The organism is Nocardioides alpinus, from assembly GCF_900112035.1.
Lineage (GTDB): Bacteria > Actinomycetota > Actinomycetes > Propionibacteriales > Nocardioidaceae > Nocardioides > Nocardioides alpinus.
In genome coordinates, this window is record NZ_FOKC01000014.1 from 43,057 (window position 1) to 61,597 (window position 18,541).

Consider the following 18,541-nt stretch of genomic DNA (forward strand, 5'->3'; position numbering starts at 1 on the left):
GAGGACGGACCAGGGGTGGGACCCGAGGTCGGACTCAGTGCTCGGAGGTGTTGAAGCCGAGCTTGGACAGCACGAGGAACAGCGGGAAGGCGATCACCGCGATGATGATGCCGATCCACAGCAGGGTCATCTGCGTCGGCACCTGCAGCAGGGCGACGCTGCCCACGACGAAGCCGAGCATCGCGACCGACACCGCGGTCCACGCAGCGGGGGTGTTGCCGTGGCCTGCAGACATGGTGGAGCTCCTTCGTGGTTCCGGCGGGTGCGCGTCGAAAGTCTAGGCGGTCGGGTCGCGGCCCTCGTCGAGGGCCTTCCAGATGTCGATGTTCTCGGTCGGCACCGTCTCGTCCTGCGTGTCCCTCGCGGCTCCTGCGCCCGTCGGGGCGTCGTACTTCGTGCCCATCTCGGGCCAGTGGCGGACCCACATCACACTGGCCGCCGACGCCACGCACGACAGGAGTGCCGCGAGCACTCCTGCCCACCACCAGGCAGTCACGTCGAGGTCCCGCTCGACCGTGCCGGACGCGATGCGCATCGCCTCCTCGACGGCGCTGCGCAGCTGCCACGGAGCGACGGCCGTGGTGAGGGCGAACCCGACCGCAGCCGCGGCACCCAGCCAGGCCATCACCCGGCGGAAGATCCCGCGCGTCACCAGCAGGACACCCCACGTAGCCAGCAGGACCAGCCCGAGGGCAGCGGCGAGGGGCGACTCGGCCGGGTCGAAGGTGACCGTCAGGGTGCTCATGGCGTCGGTCGAGACGGCGCCCCCGCTCACCCAGGGCTTCGACGCCGACACCGCGGCGAGTGCTGCACCGCCAAGCCCGAGGAGGACCACGGGGCCGAAGGTGCGTCGACGCGGGTGCTGCGCGGATGCCTCAGCCATCGACGCGGTGCACGAGGTCGGCGTCGAAGCAGGTGTGGTCGCCGGTGTGGCAGGCGGCGCCGACCTGGTCGACCACGAAGAGCAGGGTGTCGCCGTCGCAGTCGAGGCGGATCTCCTTGACCTGCTGGGTGTGGCCGGACGTGTCGCCCTTCACCCAGTACTCGCGGCGCGAGCGGGACCAGTACGTCGCCCGTCCCGTGCCGATCGTGCGCGCCAGGGCCTCGTCGTCGACCCACGCGAGCATCAGCACCTCACCGGATCCCTGCTGCTGCACCACCACGGGGACGAGTCCCTCCGCGGTGTGCCGCAGGCGTGCGGAGATCGCCGGGTCGAGGGCGCGGGCAGGATCCTTCATGGGTCCATGCTCTCAGCCTCGCGGGCACGCCAGGTCTCCCCACAGCGCTTGGTCACCGGTCCCGGGTCCGGCAGGTCGTTGCCGTCCCACCGCGCGATCGCCTGGACGTCACGCGTCGTGGAGACGAGGAACGCCTCGCTGGCGTGGCCGACGACGTCCGCCAGCGGTTCGTCGACCTCGCGGGCCCCGCACCACTCGATGACCAGCGCGCGGGTCACCCCGGCCAGGCAACCCGACGCGAGGCTCGGCGTACGCAGCTCGTCGTCCACCACGTAGAAGACGTTGGAACCGGTGCCCTCGCACAGGTGTCCCGCGGTGTTGGCGAAGACCGCCTCGGTGCCGCCGTGCTCGACGGCGTGGGCGAGCGCGATGACGTTCTCGGCGTACGACGTGGTCTTGAGTCCGGCGGTGGCGCCGTGCTCGTTGCGGGTCCACGGCACGGTGACGACGGACGTCGACGCCGCGGCGTGCTCGATCGCGCTGTAGGCGACGACCAGGGTGGGCGGGCCGCCGCCACGACCCGAGCCCATCGGGGCGGGGCCGGCGGTGTAGGTGATCCGCAGTCGGCCCATCGGGTCGTCCTCGAGCACCGCGGCCACCCCGCGTCGTACGTCGTCGAGGTCGGGCGCCGGCAACCCGAGTCCGGCGGCCGACCGCTCCAGCCGCGCCAGGTGGCGGGTGAGCGCGAACGGCTCTCCCGCGAGGGTCTTCACGGCCTCGAACACCCCGTCGCCCACGGTGAACCCGTGGTCGGTGACGGCCACGACTCCCTGGGTCGGATCGGCCAGCACTTCACCGTTGAGCCATGCACGCATGGCCCCACTCTAGGGGCCGCCGACGGCCTGCCAGCGGCCGCGGAACACGCGGAACAGGGGGCGATTTTGGCGCCCCGGAGGCCATCGGCTACTGTTCTGCTCGCACTTGAAGCCGGTTCGCCGGTGGCAGGATGCAGGCGGACATAGCTCAGTTGGTAGAGCGCAACCTTGCCAAGGTTGAGGTCGCGAGTTCGAGTCTCGTTGTCCGCTCGGAAGGTCTCCCCCGTACATTTTTCGGAACCTCCACGGTGGGTTGGCCGAGAGGCGAGGCAACGGACTGCAAATCCGTCTACACGGGTTCAAATCCCGTACCCACCTCTCCCCAGAGATGTAGCACCGAACAACTCAACACCCGGGCGATTGGCGCAGCGGTAGCGCGCTTCCTTGACACGGAAGAGGTCACTGGTTCAAACCCAGTATCGCCCACCAGCAAGCACGCAGCGAAGACCCCGCCTCCCTCTCCGGGAGGCGGGGTCTTCGCTGTTGTGAGCCGGCCTCGTGCGCGAGACGGTACGAAACGAGCCGTGCCCCGCCAGAACCAGCTCTCGCTCCGAGTCCACCCGCACCCAGGGCGTGTCCAGCGCGGCTACCGGTCGGACGGCCCCCGCCCTGAGTGGCCGTTCGGACTTGTTCGCCGTCCTGATGAAATCCCATCTCGCGAAGTAGCCTCACGCCATGACCAAGGTCTCGATCGTCATTCCCTGCTACAACGGCACCGACATGGTGCACGCGGCCGTCTCGTCCGCCCTTGCGCAGACCCACCCCGAGACCGAGGTGATCGTGGTCAACGACGGCTCGACTCAAACCGAGACCCTGCGGGCGCTCGGCGAGCTCGAGGGCGCCGGTGAGGTGCGAGTGATCCATCAGGACAACCAAGGACTCAGTGCCGCACGCAATCGCGGCATCCAGGACGCCGCCGGGGATTACATCCTGCCCCTCGACCACGACGACGAGATCCGCCCTACATACGCAGCTCAAGCGGCTGCTGTTCTTGACGGGCAACCCAACGTAGGGATCGTGTACGCCCGCGCCGAGCGATTCGGCGCCTCCACCGGCCAGTGGGACCTGCCCGACTTCGACCTCTCCACGATGTTCGAACGCAACATCATCCACCCGTGCGGCATGTTCCGTCGCTCCGACTGGCAGGAGGCCAACGGCTACTCCACGGACTTGCGCGTCGGCTACGAGGACTACGACTTCTGGATCCGCATCCTCGGCCTGGGGCGAGACGTCGTCCGCCTCGACGACATTCTCTTCCGCTACCGGGACACCGTCGGCTCGATGGCCGACAGAATGACACACCGCGACCGGGTCGACGCGTTCGCGTACACCTTCGCCACCAACCACGCGCTGTACGTCCAGCACGCCGACGCGCTCGCAGAGATGATCGTCCGGCACCAACGCGAGTGGGACATGCTGGCGCACTTCAAGCGCCGCTACGGACGAGTCGAGGACACCGTCGCCCGGGCAGGAGCGCTACGACGACGCTTCCAAGGTCGCGCCTGACCTGAGCAGCTCTGGCTGCAGCAAATGCCGCGCCGCGCCTCAACGGCAGGCACCCTTACTCGTCGTCCGACGGCCACGGCGTAGCGGCGGCCAGTTCGTAAGCCGACACTACGTCGCCCGCCTGGCGTAGGACCCGTCTCGCTGTCGGCACTGCCCACTCGAGGTGCGACCCCCACTTCACGACCCGCTGCGCGAGACCGTCACCGTCGAGCGCGAGACCCCCGGCTGCACGAGGTCGCTCCCCGCGTAGCGCACGACCAGGGGCTTCGTGCCCGGCCGCAGGTCACGGAAGACGAGGCGTGCCGTGCCGTCGACGAGCTGGCCCTCCATCGTTCGTCCCCCGACGCTGACGGTGACCACGCCGGCCGGCCTGCCTGCGCCCGGGGCCTTGACCCGGATGTCGACGGCGACGCGCGAGCGCTTGGTCTCGGAGGAGACCCGGATCTCGGGGAGGACCGTCACGGGTGCCGCCACGGCGACGGTCTCCGTCGTGGAGCGGAAGTTCCGCCGCTCCATCGTGACCTCCACGGACAGGCCGTGACCGAGGTCGCCGCGGCGGATCGTGTAGGTGCGGTTCGTCGCCTTGGCGATGCGTTGACCGTCGCGGAGCCACTGGTAGGTCGCCGAGGCACCGCTGGGCCGGACGACCCCGGGACGTACGGCGAGCTTGGTCCCCACCACCGGCGTGCCCTTGACCCGGGACGGGCTGACGAGCGTGAGCGGCTTGGCCAGGACGGGCGAGGTCGCCGGCGCGGTCGACCTCGACTTCAGGTAGCCCTTCCCGCTCGCCATGACGCGCGCGCTGATCGACGCGCCGAGGTGGTCGCGGGTGAGGGTCAGCGTCGTGCCGGTGGCACCGGGAAGTGGATTGCCGTCCGCGTACCACTGCGTGACGGCCTTCGCGGGTTGCGGCGTCCACGACGACGGGGTGAGCGCAAGCGTCGTGCCGACCTCCGGAGCGCCCTGGATCGTGGGCAGCTGGGTGGGCTGGAACGTGCCGGGTGCCACGGGCGCGGTGGCGAGGACCGCCGCGCCGGGGGTGTATCCGCTCAGCTGGGCTGTCACCTCGGCGGTCAGGGCCTTGCCCTTGACGTCGGGCGTGGGCACGTAGCCAGGCCCGGTCGCGCCCGGGATGGCCGCGCCGTCCGCGAGCCAGCGGTAGGTGACGCTGGTGGGCGCCGGTGTCCATGCTCCGGCTGCCACCTCCAGCGGCGCCCCGACCATCGGTGACCCGGTGATGGTGGGGGGCGACGTGGGCTGGACGACCCGGTCGTTGAAGTGGATGAATCCGCTCGGCCAGCCTCCGCCGGACTTGGTGATGCGGCGCCAGTAGAAGTCGCCGCCCCAGTAGTCCTCGGAGACGATGATCTCGGTGTCGGAGATGACCTGTTCCACGTAGGCGACGTGGCCGGACGACCCGGCCGGTGTCACGTGGGGCTTGTACCAGGCGATCGAGCCGACGGTGGGCACCTGGTCTGTGATGCCAGCCATCGCCACGCCCCAGTTGGACGCGTTCCCGCTGCCCTCCCACGGCCGGACGTCCGGCATCCCCGACTGGATGAGCCGGTAGGCCACGTAGTTGGTGCAGTTGTGCCCGGTGTACATGCGCCAGTACATCGTCGAGGAGGCCTGCCGGTAGCCCCCGTTGCCGAGCCCGGCGGCCTCGCATCCCTGGTAGCCGGAGCACAGGTAGGTCGAGGACGCGAGGCTGATCCGGCTCGTGGTGCTCGGCAGGACCGACAGCAGGAGGGCGAGCACCCCGGTGGCCAGCAGCGCCGTACGGGCAGCCCGTCGCAGGACGTCGACCACGGCCGACGTCGGGGAAACGAGCGGCTGTGACGCATGGGGTTCATGTGGCTTTTGGTGCACGAGAAGCGATCGTATGAGCCAAAAGTCAAGCACGCCACGCCGTTGAGTGAAGATCAACCGTGTAATTCTCGAGGGCGCCTCGTAGGCGCGGACGTACGAGCAGCGTCCGGTGACTCACCCACCGCGGGTGAGGCGTCACCGGGCGAGCGGCGGTTGCATGACCGCGACGGGCACGCGCCCGAGGCATGACCGAGGAGGCAGTCGTGGACGTGGCCCGCATCATCGTTCTCCTGGCGATCTGCGCGGTGGCCTACGTCGCGGGCGAGCTGCTGGCCAAGCGCCACGTCCCGCGGCTGCCGATCTATCTCGCCGTGGGCGCGCTGGCCGGCCTGGTGATCTCGAGCGCCCGCGAGGGAGCCGACGTGGCGTTCCCCGCCGTGTCCGCCGTGGCTCTCGGCGTGATCGGCTTCGTGGCGGGCAGCCACCTGGTGTGGCCGGCCATCCGGCCCCTCCTGCGTCCGATCGCCCTGCAGGTCGTCGGGATGAGCCTCGCGGTGCCGCTCTTCACGTCGGCGATCGTCATCTACGTCCTGCGCGACCAGCCGACGTCGGTGACCGTCTCCGCGGCCCTCCTCACCGGCACGATCATGCTGGCCCTCTCCCCACCCGAGGCGATCGCGGTGATCTCGGAGTCCCGCGCCTCGGGTCCCTTCACCCGGTTGGTGCTGGGAGCGACCGTGGTGATGGACGTCGTGGTGGTGGTCGGCTTCTCCGTCGCGCTGACCGCGGCCAACGCCCTGCTCGGCGGAGGCGGGAGCGTGGCCAGCCTGGTCGGGGGGATCTCGGTCGGTCTGCTGCTGTCGGTCACCGCCGGGCTGGTCGTCGGCGGCTTCCTGATCGTCGTCGTCCGTCGCACCGAGTCCTTCGCAGTCGCGGCCGTCCTGATCGTGGCGGCCTCGGCCGCGAGCGTCTGGATCGCCGTCCTCGCCGTCCGGTGGGCCGTCGAGAAGCTCGACGTCCACGCCGAGGTGGAGTCGCTCCTCGTGGCGATGATCGCCGGGGTCCTCGTGGCCAACACGAGTGCGGAGAAGCCCTTCAGCGAGATCCTCGAGCGGATCGCGCCGCCCGTGTACGTCGTCTTCTTCACGCTGACCGGCCTGGGCCTGCACCTCGACGCGCTCCTCGCGGCAGCCGTACCCGCGGCCCTCCTCTGGGTGGTCCGGGGTGGCGGGTTGTGGGTGGGCTCGCGGGCCGCGGTGAGCATCGCGGGTCAGAGCGACGAGGTGAAGAAGGTCGCCTGGAGGGCGTTCGTGCCGCAGGCGGGCATCGCGCTGGCCCTCGCCGCGACGGTGGCCGAGACCTACCCGAAGTTCGGCGCCACCCTGGCCACCGTGGTGATCGGCACCGTCGTGCTCAACGAGGCCGTCGGGCCGTTCTTCCTCAAGTCGGCCCTCGAGTCGGTGGGTGAGACGGCGTCCACGGAGGAGATGCTGCACTAGCAGGCACGGTCAGCGGTGCCCCACGGACGAAAGGACCACCGGTGTCGGCGGCGATGAGCTTGTTCGCGCTGGTCGTGATCGTGTTCGGTGCACTGTCTGCACGGGCAGGTCGGGCGTACGTCTCCGCACCGATGGTCTTCATGCTCGCCGGCTTCGTCCTCGGCAGCACGCGCTTCTACGAGCTCGAGGGCTCCACCATCAAGGTGGTGGCCGAGCTCACCCTCGCGCTGCTGCTCTTCCACGGTGCCGCGGAGCTGCGGCCCCGTGACCTCCGCACCGAGTGGGCGCTGACCGGGCGACTCCTGTTCGTCGCGCTGCCGATGTCACTGGCAGCCACGTTCGTGCTCATCCGTGTCCTCCTCCCCGGACTCGATGTGTGGCTCGCCCTGGTGATGGCTGCCGCCCTGGCTCCCACCGACTCCGCGCTGGCGACGGCCACCGTCCTCAACCCCGCGGTGCCGGTCCGGGTCCGCCGCCTGCTCAACCTCGAGAGCGGGCTCAACGACGGACTGGCCACCCCTGTGGTGCTGTTCGCCATCGCGGCAGCAGCCGGGACGCACACGTCGTCCCGTGGAGACCACGGAGCGCTGGAGGCGGTGGTCGCCATCGCGACCGGGGTGACGCTGGGAGCCCTCGTCGGGCTCGGCGTGGGCCGGTCCCTGGATCATGCCCGCCGCCGTGGCTGGACCGACGAGAGCATCCTGCCGATGGCCGTGCTGGCCGTCCCCCTCCTGTGTTTCTACGGCGCGGACCTCCTGGGCGGCAACGGGTTCATGGCGGCGTACGTCGCAGGCATCACCTAGGCCGCCACGCACGCATCGCCCGTACGAGCGTCCGCCGACCTCGAGCTCACGCGCCTCGGTTCCGCCCTGCTGGGGTGCGCGGCCTGGATGCTCTTCGGCGCGGCGACCGCCACCCACGTGGCGGCGCTCGTGCAGTGGCAGTCCGTGGCGATCGCCGTCGCGTCGCTCACGGTGCTCCGGATGGGACCGGTGGCCCTCAGCCTGACCGGGTCAGGACTCGATGCCCGCTCCCGCCTCTTCATCGGCTGGTTCGGGCCCAGGGGGCTTCCGTCAGTCGTCTTCGCGCTGATCGCCAACGACGCGCTCGAGGGCGGGCCGGGAGCGGCGACCGTCGTGGCGACGGTCGCCACGACTGTCGTCCTCAGCGTCGTCGGGCACGGGCTCACCGCACCGCCGCTGAGCGCGTGGCTCGGCAGGTCGGCTCGCGCGCACGATCCGCCGGGCGCACCACCGCCGGTGCCTGGTTTCTCACCCTGAACAGGTGAGCCCGGACGGGCGAGCCCTCTGGACGCTGGGGGCGGACGCGCCGTCGGCCGTCCGCTCCTGCGGCGACGAGAAGGACCGAGATGCCCGAGTCGAAGGTGCTCGCGTGACAGGCCCCGCGGATCCGGACGGCCCGGGCCCGCGACCGACGGACGTCCTGCACAGCCCCGGCTACCTCAGGCTGCTGCTCACCGCCGGGCTCCTGGGCCTTCCGCTGTCCTTGGTCGCGTTCGCCTTCCTGGCCGTCGTGCACGAGCTCGAGCACGTCGTGTGGCACGACCTCCCGGCGGCCCTGGGCCATGCGACACCTCCCCCGTGGTGGCCGGTCCTGACGATCGGGTTCGCCGGCCTGGTCGTCGCGCTTGCGGTCCTCCACCTGCCGGGACACGGCGGCCACGTTCCGGTCGCGGGCCTCGGCGCCGGTGCCACCCCTCCGGCCGCGCTGCCGGGCGTCGTGCTCGCAGCCGCGGCCAGCCTGGTCGGCGGAGCGGTCGTCGGACCCGAGGCGCCGCTGGTCGCCATCGGGAGCGGGCTCGCGCTCCTGGCCATCAGGCGTACGAGCTCGGGGGCGGACCCCACGACGGCGACTCTCCTTGCGGCGGCGGGTTCTGCCGCGGCGATCTCGGCCATCTTCGGAAGTCCCCTCGTCGCCGCCGTCATCTTCCTCGAGGTGCTCGGTCTCTCGCGCCGAGCGTTGATGCTCGTCGTCCTGCCGTGCCTCGTCTCGAGCGGGGTCGGGGCACTCCTGTTCACTGGCCTCGGCCGCTGGACCGGTTTCGAGATCGGAGCACTGGCACTTCCCGGCCTCGCCCCGGCCCGCCTGACAGCGGCAGAGGTCGCGTGGGCGCTGCCCCTCGCCGTCGTCGTGGCCGTCGGCACGTGGGTGGTCTGCGCGGTCGGACGGCTGACCGCGCGCCTCGCCGAGGCGCACGTGATGACCACGACCGTGGTCGCCGGCGTCGTGGCCGGCACGGCGGCGGCTGCGTACGCCCTCATGACAGGTCGATCCCCCGAGGAGGTGGCGCTCTCCGGGCAGGCGACGCTGTTCGACCTGGCCGAGGACCCGGCGGCGTGGTCGACCGCGGCGCTGGTGGCCCTCGTGCTGTGCAAGGCCGTCGCGTACGCCGTGTGCCTGGGCACGTTCCGTGGTGGACCCGTCTTCCCCGCCATCCTGCTCGGGGCCGGGGTGGGAGTGCTCGCTGCCGACCTCTTGCCGGGTCTGGGTCTCGTCGCTGCCCTCGCGATCGGCATGGGGGCGGGCATGGCCGTCACCGGACTCCCCGTGACCAGCGTCGTGCTCGTCGCCCTGCTGCTCGGCGACGCAGCGGTCGACCTCGTGCCGGTGGTGATCCTCGCGGTGGTGGTCGCGCTGGTCACGGAGGAGCGCCTGAGCAGCTCGTCCCGCCTCCGGGTGCTCGTGGGGGCGGCTCCGGGGCCCACGACCTGAGGCCCTCCCGTCATGGACCGTCGGCGGACACCGTCCGTGAGCCGCCGACGTCCACCACGATGGCCTCGCACGCGGGGGCCAGCTGCGCGAGCGCGTCGGTGAATCGTGGTCCGGCCGAGTCCATCCACCCCTTGGGAAACGTGCGTCCCGCCGGGGCATGAAGGGTCTTCCAGTGGACCGGCAGGGCCCACCTCGCCCCCGACCGTCGGCACGCCTCCGCGGCCTCCTCGGGTCCCATGTGCCCGGGCGAGAGCCGCGGACCCCATCCGCCGACGGGGACCACCGCGACGTCGATCGGGGCGCCCGCCAGGGTGGCGAGGTCCGACATGGCGGGGTAGAGATCTGTGTCCCCGGCGACCCACACGACGCCCGACCGCCCCCGGACGAGGTGGCCGTTGGCAGCGTTGGGTCGGTGGGGCATCGGACGCGAGTGGTGGACGGCGTCCACGAGCCGGACGGTGACCCCGTCCGGGTCACCGACGCCCACCCACTCCCCCTCGCCGAGCCCCCGTCCGCCCAAGCCCTTCCGGTCGACCCACGCCGCGTTCTCGATCGCGGTCAGGACCGGCACGTCGCCGAGCATCTGGAGCGAGGCGACCTCCGCGTGGTCATGGTGGAGGTGGGAGAGCAGCACGGCGTGTGCGCCCGACCAGGCGCTGTCGTCCGGTTGGCCCCCACGTCGCCGGAGGACGCCGTTGTGCCGCCGGAGGAGCGGGTCCGCGATCAGCCGTACCCCATCGATGTCGAGCACGACGGTGGCGTGGCCGAGCCAGGTCAGTGAGATCGTCATGTCGACCTCGCCAGACGGTCCCCGTCGGCCGTCCGCAGCGCGGCAACCACTGCCGTCGTGCCGGGGTCGCCTGTCATGGGGTGAACCTAGGAGCCCGGAGCGGACCACGGCCTCCCCCGCAACGAGTGAGTGCCGCGTGCCCTCGACGTACTCCCACCGGTGCCGCCGGTGGGAGTACGCATGAAGTCGGCCGGCGCGGGTACTCCAGCCCGTGAACACCTTCGTCGACCTGCTGACCGTGTTGGGCGTCCTCGCCGGTATCGGAGGCCTCCTGTTCCTCATGAGCGCGCTCGACCCGACCAGCGACCGCAAGCCCCCGACCCATCGGGGCACTCGCGCGAGCGGGGTCCGTGGATCACAGCAGCCCCTCGACCACCAGCGGTGGGGGAAGTCTGTCGCTGGTCGGCCGTTGCAACGGCCCAGCAGTGCGGGAGTCACCGCTGAAGCGGTGACTCCTGCAAAGGCTCAGAACCTGTAGCCGAAATGACTGATCGTCCGGGCGAACCGTTCGGCGACGATCTCGGCGTCCCCCGGTCCGTAGAGCTCGCGGTAGTGCACCCCACTCCCCTGCTTGGCGTGGGGCAGGTCCAGCGACAGCCCCAGGCGCGACGAGATGTCCGCGACCGCGGCCGGCAGCTCCTCGTAGCGGTAGACCTGGTCCACCACCACCCGGCCGTCGAGGCGGTAGAGCCGCTCGTTGAGGGCGAGCCGCTCCATCCGGCGCGGGGTCCGGACGAACTCGGCGAAGGTCTTGGTGAAGGTCGGCTTGCGCGCGCTGTAGCGGTAGGACGACGCGACGACGTCGTAGGGGTTCCGCTCGACGGCGAAGGTGAAGTAGGCGTCCCACGTGTCGCGACCGATCACCTCGATCACCCGGCGGGCGCCCATGTGGGCGTACGAGCTGGGGTCGGTGTCGTCGTTCTGCGGGCCCACTCCCCCGGCGGCGGCGCGCAGCACCTCGTCCTCCGGGCTGATCCGGGTGACGACGTCCTCGGGGCCGCAGTGGCGCGAGAGCGCGATCTCGAGGCTGGTTCCGGCGGTCTTGCGGGTCTTGACGAAGACGAAGCGGTGCGCGTGCGAGGCGATCATGACGTCACGCGTCAGTCGTCCTCGTCGGCCAGCTCTTCGCCGTGGGTGCCCGGGCGGGGCGCCCACGGCAGCTCCTTGGCCGGACGTACGACCACGAGCCGGTCGCCGCGGCCGAGCAGCGAGACCACCGGGTCGAAGTAGCGGTAGACCTTCTCGTCGCGGATCACCGCGATGACCTGGTCGGGCAGCGACTGGGGCTGCTTGCCGACCTCGTTGACCAGCAGGTCGCGCTCGGCGACCTCGAGGCCCTCGCCGTAGGTCATCAGGTCCTCCATCACCGAGCCGAGCATCGGCGACATCGACGACAGGCCGAGCAGGCGACCGACGGCGTCGGAGGACGTGATGACCGAGTTGGCGCCGGACTGGCGCATCAGCGGGACGTTCTCGTGCTCGCGCACCGCGGCGACGATCCACGCGTCGGGGTTGAGCTGCCGCACGGTCAGCGTGACGAGCACGTTGGAGTCGTCGCGGTCGGTGGTGATGATGACGTGCGTCGCCTTCTCCGCACCGGCCTGGCGCAGGACGCCGCGGCGGGTGGCGTCGCCGGCGATCACGACGAGCTGGTCGCGGTTGCCGTCGGCGACCGCCACCGGGTTGGGGTCGACGACCACGATGGCCTCGCGCTGGTAGCCGTTGCTGACCAGGGTCTCGATCGCGCTCCGGCCCTTGGTGCCGTAGCCGACGACGACGACGTGCTGATCCATCTTCTTCCTCCACCGGGAGACCCGGATCATCTCGCGTCCCTGCGAGGCGAGGACCTCGAGGGTGGTGCCGATCAACAGGACCAGGAACGCGATGCGGGCCGGGGTGATGATGATGGCGTTGACCAGCCGGGCCTGGTCGGACACTGGCGCGATGTCGCCGTAGCCGGTCGTGCTGAGCGTGACGGTCGTGTAGTAGAACGAGTCGAGCAGGCTCAGCGTGTTCGTGGGGTCGTTGCCGTCGACGTAGCCGTCACGGTCGAAGTAGACCAGCAGCACGGTGCCGACGAGGATGGCGACCGCCATCAGCAGCCGTCGGCCCAGCTCCCACCACGGCGACCGGTTGCGCTCCGGCAGGGACACCCGGCCCACGCTGGGCTGGTGGCTGGACGTCGACACGTCAGGAGTCTCGCACGCTGATGCGCTCGCGCAGCCGCTGCATGAGCTCGAGCCGTGCGCGCGTCGTGCTCTTCTGCGGGAAGACCGTGTCGCAGGCCGCGTTGACCGCCGCCCCGATGAGCACGGCCAGCGCCAGGAGGTAGAGCCACAGGAGCACGGCGATGGGCGCGGCCAGCGGCCCGTAGATCGATCGCGACTCGGCCGCGGTGACCGTCAGCACCCAGCGCAGGACGTACGAGCCGGTGACCCAGCAGAACAGCGAGAAGGTGGCGCCGGGCAGGTTGAAGCGCCACTTGGTCCGCACCGGCACCGACACGTGGAACAGCGTGGCGAGGAAGCAGATGCACAGCGCCAGCACGACCGGCCAGTAGAGGCTGTTGACGAAGTCGAGGCGAGGCGGGAGCACCCGGTCGACCAGCGTGGGGCCGGCCACCACGAGCGGGATGCTGACCGCCCCGGTGACCATGGCGAGGACGTAGAGCACGAAGGACAGCGCTCGCGTCTCGACGATCCCCCGCTGACCGCCGAGACCGTGCATGATCGTGATGGTGTCGACGAAGACGTTCAGCGCACGCGAGCCCGACCACAGCGCGAGGACGAAGCCGATCGAGATCACGTCGTAGCGGCCGCCGTCGAGCACGCTGTCGATGGTCGGCCGGATGATCGTGTTCACGGCGCGCTCGGTCAACGCCTGCCGGGACACCTCCAGCACCGCGTTGCGGATGTCCTCGAGCTGGGTCGCGGTGAACCGCTCGCTGACGAAGCCGATGGACCCGGCGAGCGCGAAGATCAGCGGCGGCACGGACAGCACGGCGAAGAACGCCGCCTCCGCTGCCAGTCCGGTGACGCGGTGGCGCAGGCACGAGCCGACGGTGGTGACGATGATCCGCCACAGCTGCTCGCCCCAGCGTCGGGCGAGGACCTCGACGCGGCGCGGCGCAGGCTTCTCCTCGCTCGCCTCGACCATGGCGCCACGCTATCCATTGGGCTCCCTGTCGAGACGATCCCGTGCCGCGGGTTTCCGGATCGGCGGCGTGGGTAGCGTCACCCGCATGCACCGACTCCCGCGCCCCCCCGTCCTGGCTGCCGTCGCGATGCTCAGCACCAGCGTGCTGACCGTCTCGCTCCTGGCCGCTCCCGCCGAGGCCGCCCCGCGCAAGACGCGGTTGTCCGGAACCCCCAGCGTCGACGTGGCCACGCCCGGCGGTGCAGTGGCGATGTCCGGCACGGTGAAGGACAAGGGCAAGCAGAAGCGCACCGTCGTCCTCGAGCAGAAGATCGCATCGGGCTGGCGCAAGGTGGACAAGGTGAGGTCCAGCCGCTCCGGCGCCTACGCCATCACCGTCCCGACGGACTGGTTCTACTCCACCAAGCTCCGCACGCGGGTCGTGAAGACCCGCAAGTTCCGCGGCGACACCTCCCGCGCCCACAGGATGAGCGTGGTCCCGGCCTACGTCCCGCTCGGCTCCCCCTCGTCGTGGGCGCCGCTCAGCCGCTACGGCGAGAGGTTCAACCCGTGCCGGACGGTGACCTACGGGATCAACACCTCGCGGGCCACGCCCGACGCGGCCACGGTGTCGGCCGGCATCCAGAACACGATGGCGCTGGTGTCACAGGCCACCGGGGTGCGGTTCAGGTTCAAGGGCGAGACGAGCGCGATGCCCTTCGACCGCAGGTTCAAGGGCAAGGACCCCCAGCTGGTCTTCGCGTTCACCACTGATGCCGACACCAAGCTCGACCTCGGCCCCACGGTGGCCGCCCGCGGCGGCTCGGACCGCACCCGGTGGGCGCGCAACGCCCGCGGCAAGCGGATCCTGCAGACCATCCACGGTGGCGTGATCTACGACCTCGACGACACCGCGACCATGACGGCCGCGCAGTTCCAGCAGCTCACCCTCCACGAGGTCGGCCACGCCATGGGCCTGGGCCACGTCGGCCCCACGGACCAGTACATGACCGCCGGCGCCGAGCTCTACGACCTCCCGCTCAGCTACCAGGCCGGTGACCTCAACGGCCTGAGCAAGGTCGGTCTCCAGGCCGGCTGCATCCGGCCGCTGCGCTCGCGCGGCAAGGCCGTCCTGGGTCGCCTGCCCGTCCCGGTCGCCACGACGCTCGACTGAGTGTTCCGGTCCGGCCACATCGCGGCGGCAACGCCTACGGTGGGGCCGTGAGCACCCCTGTGACCGACCTGCCCGACCCCGTCGACCCGCGGACCGCCGTCAACCAGGCGCCCGCCCTCGTGGGTCACAACGTGGTCACCTCCGACGTCGCACTGACCGAGGCCGTCACCCGTCACGGGTCGGCCGGGCTCGTCGAGGAGCTCACCCCGCTCGGAGTCGAGGCCGGCACCGAGGCGGCTCGCGAGCACGGCATGCTCGCCAACCACCACCACCCCGAGCTGACGACGTACGACCGCTGGGGCAACCGGATCGACGAGGTGCAGTTCCACCCCTCGTGGCACTGGCTGATGGAGCGTGCGGTGGGCCACGGCCTGCAGGCGGCGCCGTGGGAGCAGCAGGAGGCAGGCGACCCGCACGCCCACCTGCGTCGCGCGGCCGGCTTCTTCGCGTGGTCGCAGACCGAGCCCGGGCACGGCTGCCCCATCTCGATGACGTACGCCGCTGTCCCGGCGCTGCGGGCCGACGACGCCATCGCGAAGGAGTGGACCCCGCTCCTGGCAGCGCGGTCCTACGACCCGGGCGTCCGTGCGAGGTCGCAGAAGACCGGTGCGCTGGCCGGGATGGGCATGACGGAGAAGCAGGGCGGGTCGGACGTGCGGGCCAACCAGACCCGGGCCGTGCCGACGGCCGAGGACGGCTGGTACGCGCTGCACGGCCACAAGTGGTTCACCTCCGCGCCGATGAACGACCTCTTCCTCGTGCTTGCCCAGACCGGCGGCGGCCTGACGTGCTTCGTCGTGCCGCGCGTCCTGCCCGACGGCACCCGCAACCGGATCGACGTGGTCCGGCTCAAGGACAAGCTCGGCAACCGCTCCAACGCCTCCAGCGAGCTCGAGCTGGACGGGACGCTCGCCCAGCGGCTCGGCGACGAGGGCCGGGGAGTCCGGACCATCATCGAGATGGTGGCCGCGACCCGTCTCGACTGCGTGCTCGGCTCGGCGGCGCTGATGCGCCACGCGCTGGCAGAGGCCTCCTGGCACGTCGCCCACCGCGCGGCCTTCGGCGGTCGGCTCGTCGACAAGCCGCTCATGCAGAACGTCGTGGCCGACCTTGCCGTCGAGTCCGAGGCGGCGACTGCCCTGGCCATGCGCCTGGCCGCGGCCGTCGACCGACCCGGCGACCCGCACGAGGTCGCGCTCCGCCGGATCGCGCTCCCGCTGGCGAAGTTCTGGGTCTGCAAGCGCACCCCCGCGATGGTGGCCGAGGCGCTCGAGTGCCTCGGCGGCAACGGCTACGTCGAGGAGTCAGGGCTTCCGCTGATGTTCCGCGAGTCGCCGCTGAACTCGATCTGGGAGGGCTCGGGCAACGTCAACGCGCTCGACGTGCTGCGCGCGCTGGGTCGCGAGCCCGAGGTCCTGCAGGCCTGGATCAGCGAGGTGGGCGCGGCGCGGGGCGCCGACAGCCGGCTCGACCGCGCCGTCGACGACACGCTGGCCCTGCTGGGCGACAGCGCCGGCCTCGAGGCCGGGGCGCGCCGGCTGGCCGGTCAGATGGCTGCCTGCCTCCAGGGGGCGCTGCTCGTCCGCTTCGCGCCGCCCGAGGTGGCGGACGCCTTCTGCGGCAGCCGGTTCGGGGCGTCGTACGGCGGCACGTTCGGCATCCTGACCAGCGGATCGCTGCGCGAGATCGTGGACCGGTCCACACCGGTTCTCGTGTAGAGCACCTGGCGATCATCAAGTTTTCCCGAAGGCCTGGCGCACGCTCGGCTCATCGCCCATCCGCTGACGCGCTCCGGGCATAGGTTCGCGTCACGGCACCTGTGGGGGGTGCGTCACTCGTACCTGTGGGGGTCGCCATGACGAAGATGTCCAGCACGATGTTCAGCGTGGGGACCCTGCTCCGCCGGGCCGAGGACACCGGCACCGAGGTGAAGCTGCTCGTCCAGAACAGCTGGCTGACCGGTCGCGTCCTCGGGTGCGACGGCGTGGGCGCCATCCTCGACGACGGCGAGGGCAGTCAGTCGCTCGTACGACTCGACCAGGTGGCCGCCGTGACGTTCTCCCGGGCTGAGATGGAGGACGGCCTGACCGACACCGGCGCCCGCTCGCACGGAGCGGGCAGCGGACCGATCGAGGCAGGTCCGATCACGGTGCCGACACAGAAGAGCGGCGAGTACCACTTCCTCACCGCAAAGCCGTACTGACGACCTCTCGCGCCTCGTCCTGCACCTGCGCCAGGTGCTCGGGGCCCCGGAACGACTCGGCGTAGATCTTGTAGACGTCCTCGGTGCCACTGGGTCGCGCCGCGAACCAGGCCGACTCGGTGGTGACCTTGAGCCCGCCGATCTTCGCCCCGTTGCCGGGCGCCTCGGTGAGCTTGGCGGTGATCGTCTCCCCCGCCAGCGTCGTGGCGCTCACGTCGTCCGGGGACAGCGCGCCGAGCTTGGCCTTCTCCTCGCGGGAGGCGGGCGCGTCGATGCGGGCGTAGGCCGGGTCCCCGTGCTCGGCGACGAGCCCCGCATAGTGCTCGCTGGGGGTCTTGCCGGTCGCGCCGAGGATCTCGCTGGCCAGGAGGGCGAGGAGGAGGCCGTCCTTGTCGGTCGTCCAGGTCGACCCGTCGCGGCGGAGGAACGACGCACCCGCGGACTCCTCGCCGCCGAAGCCGAACGAGCCGTCCATCAGGCCGGGGACGAACCACTTGAAGCCGACCGGCACCTCGACCAGCGGCTTGCCGATCGCGGCGGCGACCCGGTCGATCATCGAGCTCGACACCAGCGTCTTGCCGATCCGGGCCGACTCCGGCCAGCCCGGCCTCGCGCCACCGAAGAGGTGGGCGATCGCGACGGCGAGGAAGTGGTTGGGGTTCATCAGGCCGGCGTCGGGGGTGACGATGCCGTGACGGTCGGCGTCGGCGTCGTTGCCGGTGGCGATGTCGTAGTCGTCCTTGCGGCTGACCAGCGACGCCATCGCATAGGGCGACGAGCAGTCCATCCGGATCTTGCCGTCCCAGTCGAGCGTCATGAAGCGCCAGGTGGGGTCGGCCAGCGGGTTGACCACCGTCAGGTCGAGCCGGTGGCGGTCGGCGATCTCGCCCCAGTAGGCCACGCTGGCGCCGCCCAGCGGGTCGGCGCCGATGCGCACACCGGCGTCGCGGATCGCGTCGAGGTCGAGCACCTGCGGAAGGTCGTCGACGTAGTGGCCGAGGAAGTCGTAGGTGCCGACCGCCGCGCGCGCCTTCGCGAACGCCACCCGCCTGACGCCCTCGATGTTGGCGCGGATCAGCTCGTTGGCCCGCGCGGCGATGACGGTGGTGGCGTCGGAGTCGGCCGGCCCTCCGTGCGGCGGATTGTACTTGAAGCCGCCGTCCTGGGGCGGGTTGTGCGACGGCGTGACCACGATGCCGTCGGCGAGCCCCGCGCCCGTCGTACGTCCCTGGTTGGCGCGGATGATCGCGTGGCTGACCGCGGGGGTCGGTGTGAAGCCGTCGCGGTCGTCGACCAGGACCGTCACGTCGTTGGCGACCAGCACCTCGAGCGCCGTCGCCCAGGCCGGCTCGGACAGGGCGTGGGTGTCGCGCCCGATGAAGAGCGGACCGTCGTAGCCCTGCTCGCGGCGGTAGTCGCAGATCGCCTGCGTGGTCGCCGCGATGTGGATCTCGTTGAACGAGGTGGTGAGCGACGTGCCGCGGTGTCCGCTGGTGCCGAAGGCGACCTGCTGCGACACGTCGTCGGGGTCGGGCTCGAGGTCGAAGTAGGCCGTCACGAGGTGGGAGACGTCCACCAGGTCCTCGGGGCGGGCGGGCTGTCCGGCTCTCTCGTGGGTGGCCATGGCTCCATCTTGGTG

General features: G+C 71.0%; 16 protein-coding genes, 3 tRNA genes and 1 pseudogene. 10 read left to right on the top strand and 10 right to left on the bottom strand.

The features are described 5' to 3' along the window. Positions 1-34 precede the first annotated feature (34 nt). From BM127_RS19755 to BM127_RS19770, 4 genes are read right to left on the bottom strand one after another with little or no spacing between them, the layout of a single operon-like run. Entirely contained in the window at positions 35-235 is a 201-nt protein-coding gene (locus BM127_RS19755; RefSeq protein ID WP_091201495.1) for an HGxxPAAW family protein, read from the bottom strand. 42 nt (positions 236-277) lie between these two features. Then, positions 278-883 carry a Trp biosynthesis-associated membrane protein gene (locus BM127_RS19760; RefSeq protein WP_091201497.1) on the bottom strand — a complete coding sequence of 202 codons (606 nt, stop codon included), beginning with the start codon at positions 881-883 and terminating at the stop codon, positions 278-280. Continuing rightward, positions 876-1,238, bottom strand: a complete 363-nt coding sequence (gene hisI, locus BM127_RS19765) for a phosphoribosyl-AMP cyclohydrolase (RefSeq protein WP_091201499.1) — start codon at positions 1,236-1,238, stop codon at positions 876-878. The genes BM127_RS19760 and hisI overlap by 8 nt, the downstream gene beginning before the upstream one ends. Beyond that, positions 1,235-2,053 carry an aminotransferase class IV gene (locus BM127_RS19770; RefSeq protein ID WP_091201501.1) on the bottom strand — a complete coding sequence of 273 codons (819 nt, stop codon included), beginning with the start codon at positions 2,051-2,053 and terminating at the stop codon, positions 1,235-1,237. Before BM127_RS19770 ends, hisI begins: the two co-directional genes overlap by 4 nt. Before the next feature lie 137 nt (positions 2,054-2,190). Between BM127_RS19770 and BM127_RS19775 the strand changes: the two genes are divergently transcribed. The 4 genes from BM127_RS19775 (at position 2,191) to BM127_RS19790 (ending at position 3,559) form a co-directional block, all read left to right on the top strand. Next, positions 2,191-2,263: transfer RNA gene (locus BM127_RS19775), tRNA-Gly, on the top strand. A 37-nt stretch (positions 2,264-2,300) separates the two neighbouring features. Beyond that, positions 2,301-2,371: transfer RNA gene (locus tag BM127_RS19780), tRNA-Cys, on the top strand. A gap of 36 nt (positions 2,372-2,407) precedes the next feature. After that, a tRNA-Val gene (locus BM127_RS19785) sits at positions 2,408-2,482 on the top strand. Between the two features lie 246 nt (positions 2,483-2,728). Next, complete coding sequence (locus BM127_RS19790) at positions 2,729-3,559, top strand: glycosyltransferase family 2 protein (protein WP_091201503.1); 831 nt, start codon at positions 2,729-2,731, stop codon at positions 3,557-3,559. Positions 3,560-3,736: 177 nt separating this feature from the next. Here the strand turns inward: BM127_RS19790 and BM127_RS19795 are convergent, their stop codons facing one another. After that, a complete protein-coding gene (locus BM127_RS19795; RefSeq protein WP_091201505.1) occupies positions 3,737-5,368 on the bottom strand; it encodes a CHAP domain-containing protein in 1,632 nt (543 codons plus the stop codon). Positions 5,369-5,613: 245 nt separating this feature from the next. Between BM127_RS19795 and BM127_RS19800 the strand changes: the two genes are divergently transcribed. From BM127_RS19800 to BM127_RS19815, 3 genes and pseudogenes are all read left to right on the top strand, one after another. Beyond that, the gene (locus BM127_RS19800) at positions 5,614-6,867 is read left to right on the top strand and encodes a cation:proton antiporter (protein WP_091201507.1); all 1,254 of its coding nucleotides are present in this window, start codon (positions 5,614-5,616) and stop codon (positions 6,865-6,867) included. A gap of 53 nt (positions 6,868-6,920) precedes the next feature. Then, a pseudogene (locus BM127_RS22935) lies at positions 6,921-8,147 on the top strand (cation:proton antiporter). A gap of 112 nt (positions 8,148-8,259) precedes the next feature. Next, a complete protein-coding gene (locus BM127_RS19815; protein WP_157829575.1) occupies positions 8,260-9,600 on the top strand; it encodes a chloride channel protein in 1,341 nt (446 codons plus the stop codon). A 10-nt stretch (positions 9,601-9,610) separates the two neighbouring features. Here BM127_RS19815 and BM127_RS19820 read toward each other — a convergent pair whose 3' ends face one another. The 4 genes from BM127_RS19820 to BM127_RS19835 form a co-directional block, all read right to left on the bottom strand. Continuing rightward, positions 9,611-10,390 carry an MBL fold metallo-hydrolase gene (locus BM127_RS19820; protein ID WP_091201516.1) on the bottom strand — a complete coding sequence of 260 codons (780 nt, stop codon included), beginning with the start codon at positions 10,388-10,390 and terminating at the stop codon, positions 9,611-9,613. Positions 10,391-10,855: 465 nt separating this feature from the next. Further along, positions 10,856-11,479 (bottom strand): hypothetical protein, encoded by a 624-nt coding sequence (locus BM127_RS19825; RefSeq protein WP_091201518.1) that lies wholly within the window; start codon positions 11,477-11,479, stop codon positions 10,856-10,858. An 11-nt stretch (positions 11,480-11,490) separates the two neighbouring features. Next, on the bottom strand, positions 11,491-12,486 hold the full coding sequence (locus BM127_RS19830) for a potassium channel family protein (RefSeq protein ID WP_091201650.1): 996 nt from the start codon (positions 12,484-12,486) through the stop codon (positions 11,491-11,493). A 94-nt stretch (positions 12,487-12,580) separates the two neighbouring features. Beyond that, positions 12,581-13,546, bottom strand: a complete 966-nt coding sequence (locus tag BM127_RS19835; protein ID WP_091201520.1) for a YihY/virulence factor BrkB family protein — start codon at positions 13,544-13,546, stop codon at positions 12,581-12,583. 85 nt (positions 13,547-13,631) lie between these two features. Here BM127_RS19835 and BM127_RS19840 point away from each other — a divergent pair, with 85 nt between their 5' ends. From BM127_RS19840 to BM127_RS19850, 3 genes are all read left to right on the top strand, one after another. Further along, on the top strand, positions 13,632-14,699 hold the full coding sequence (locus tag BM127_RS19840) for a zinc metalloprotease (protein WP_139227816.1): 1,068 nt from the start codon (positions 13,632-13,634) through the stop codon (positions 14,697-14,699). A gap of 47 nt (positions 14,700-14,746) precedes the next feature. After that, positions 14,747-16,417: an acyl-CoA dehydrogenase family protein gene (locus BM127_RS19845; RefSeq protein ID WP_175507462.1), complete on the top strand. Its 1,671-nt coding sequence runs from the start codon at positions 14,747-14,749 to the stop codon at positions 16,415-16,417. 137 nt (positions 16,418-16,554) lie between these two features. After that, complete coding sequence (locus BM127_RS19850) at positions 16,555-16,902, top strand: hypothetical protein (RefSeq protein ID WP_139227817.1); 348 nt, start codon at positions 16,555-16,557, stop codon at positions 16,900-16,902. On the opposite strand, the gene pgm is transcribed toward BM127_RS19850, so the two are convergent. Continuing rightward, complete coding sequence (gene pgm / locus BM127_RS19855) at positions 16,883-18,526, bottom strand: phosphoglucomutase (alpha-D-glucose-1,6-bisphosphate-dependent) (RefSeq protein WP_091201524.1); 1,644 nt, start codon at positions 18,524-18,526, stop codon at positions 16,883-16,885. The two genes, BM127_RS19850 and pgm, sit on opposite strands and share 20 nt — an antisense overlap. Between the last annotated feature and the right edge of the window lie 15 nt (positions 18,527-18,541).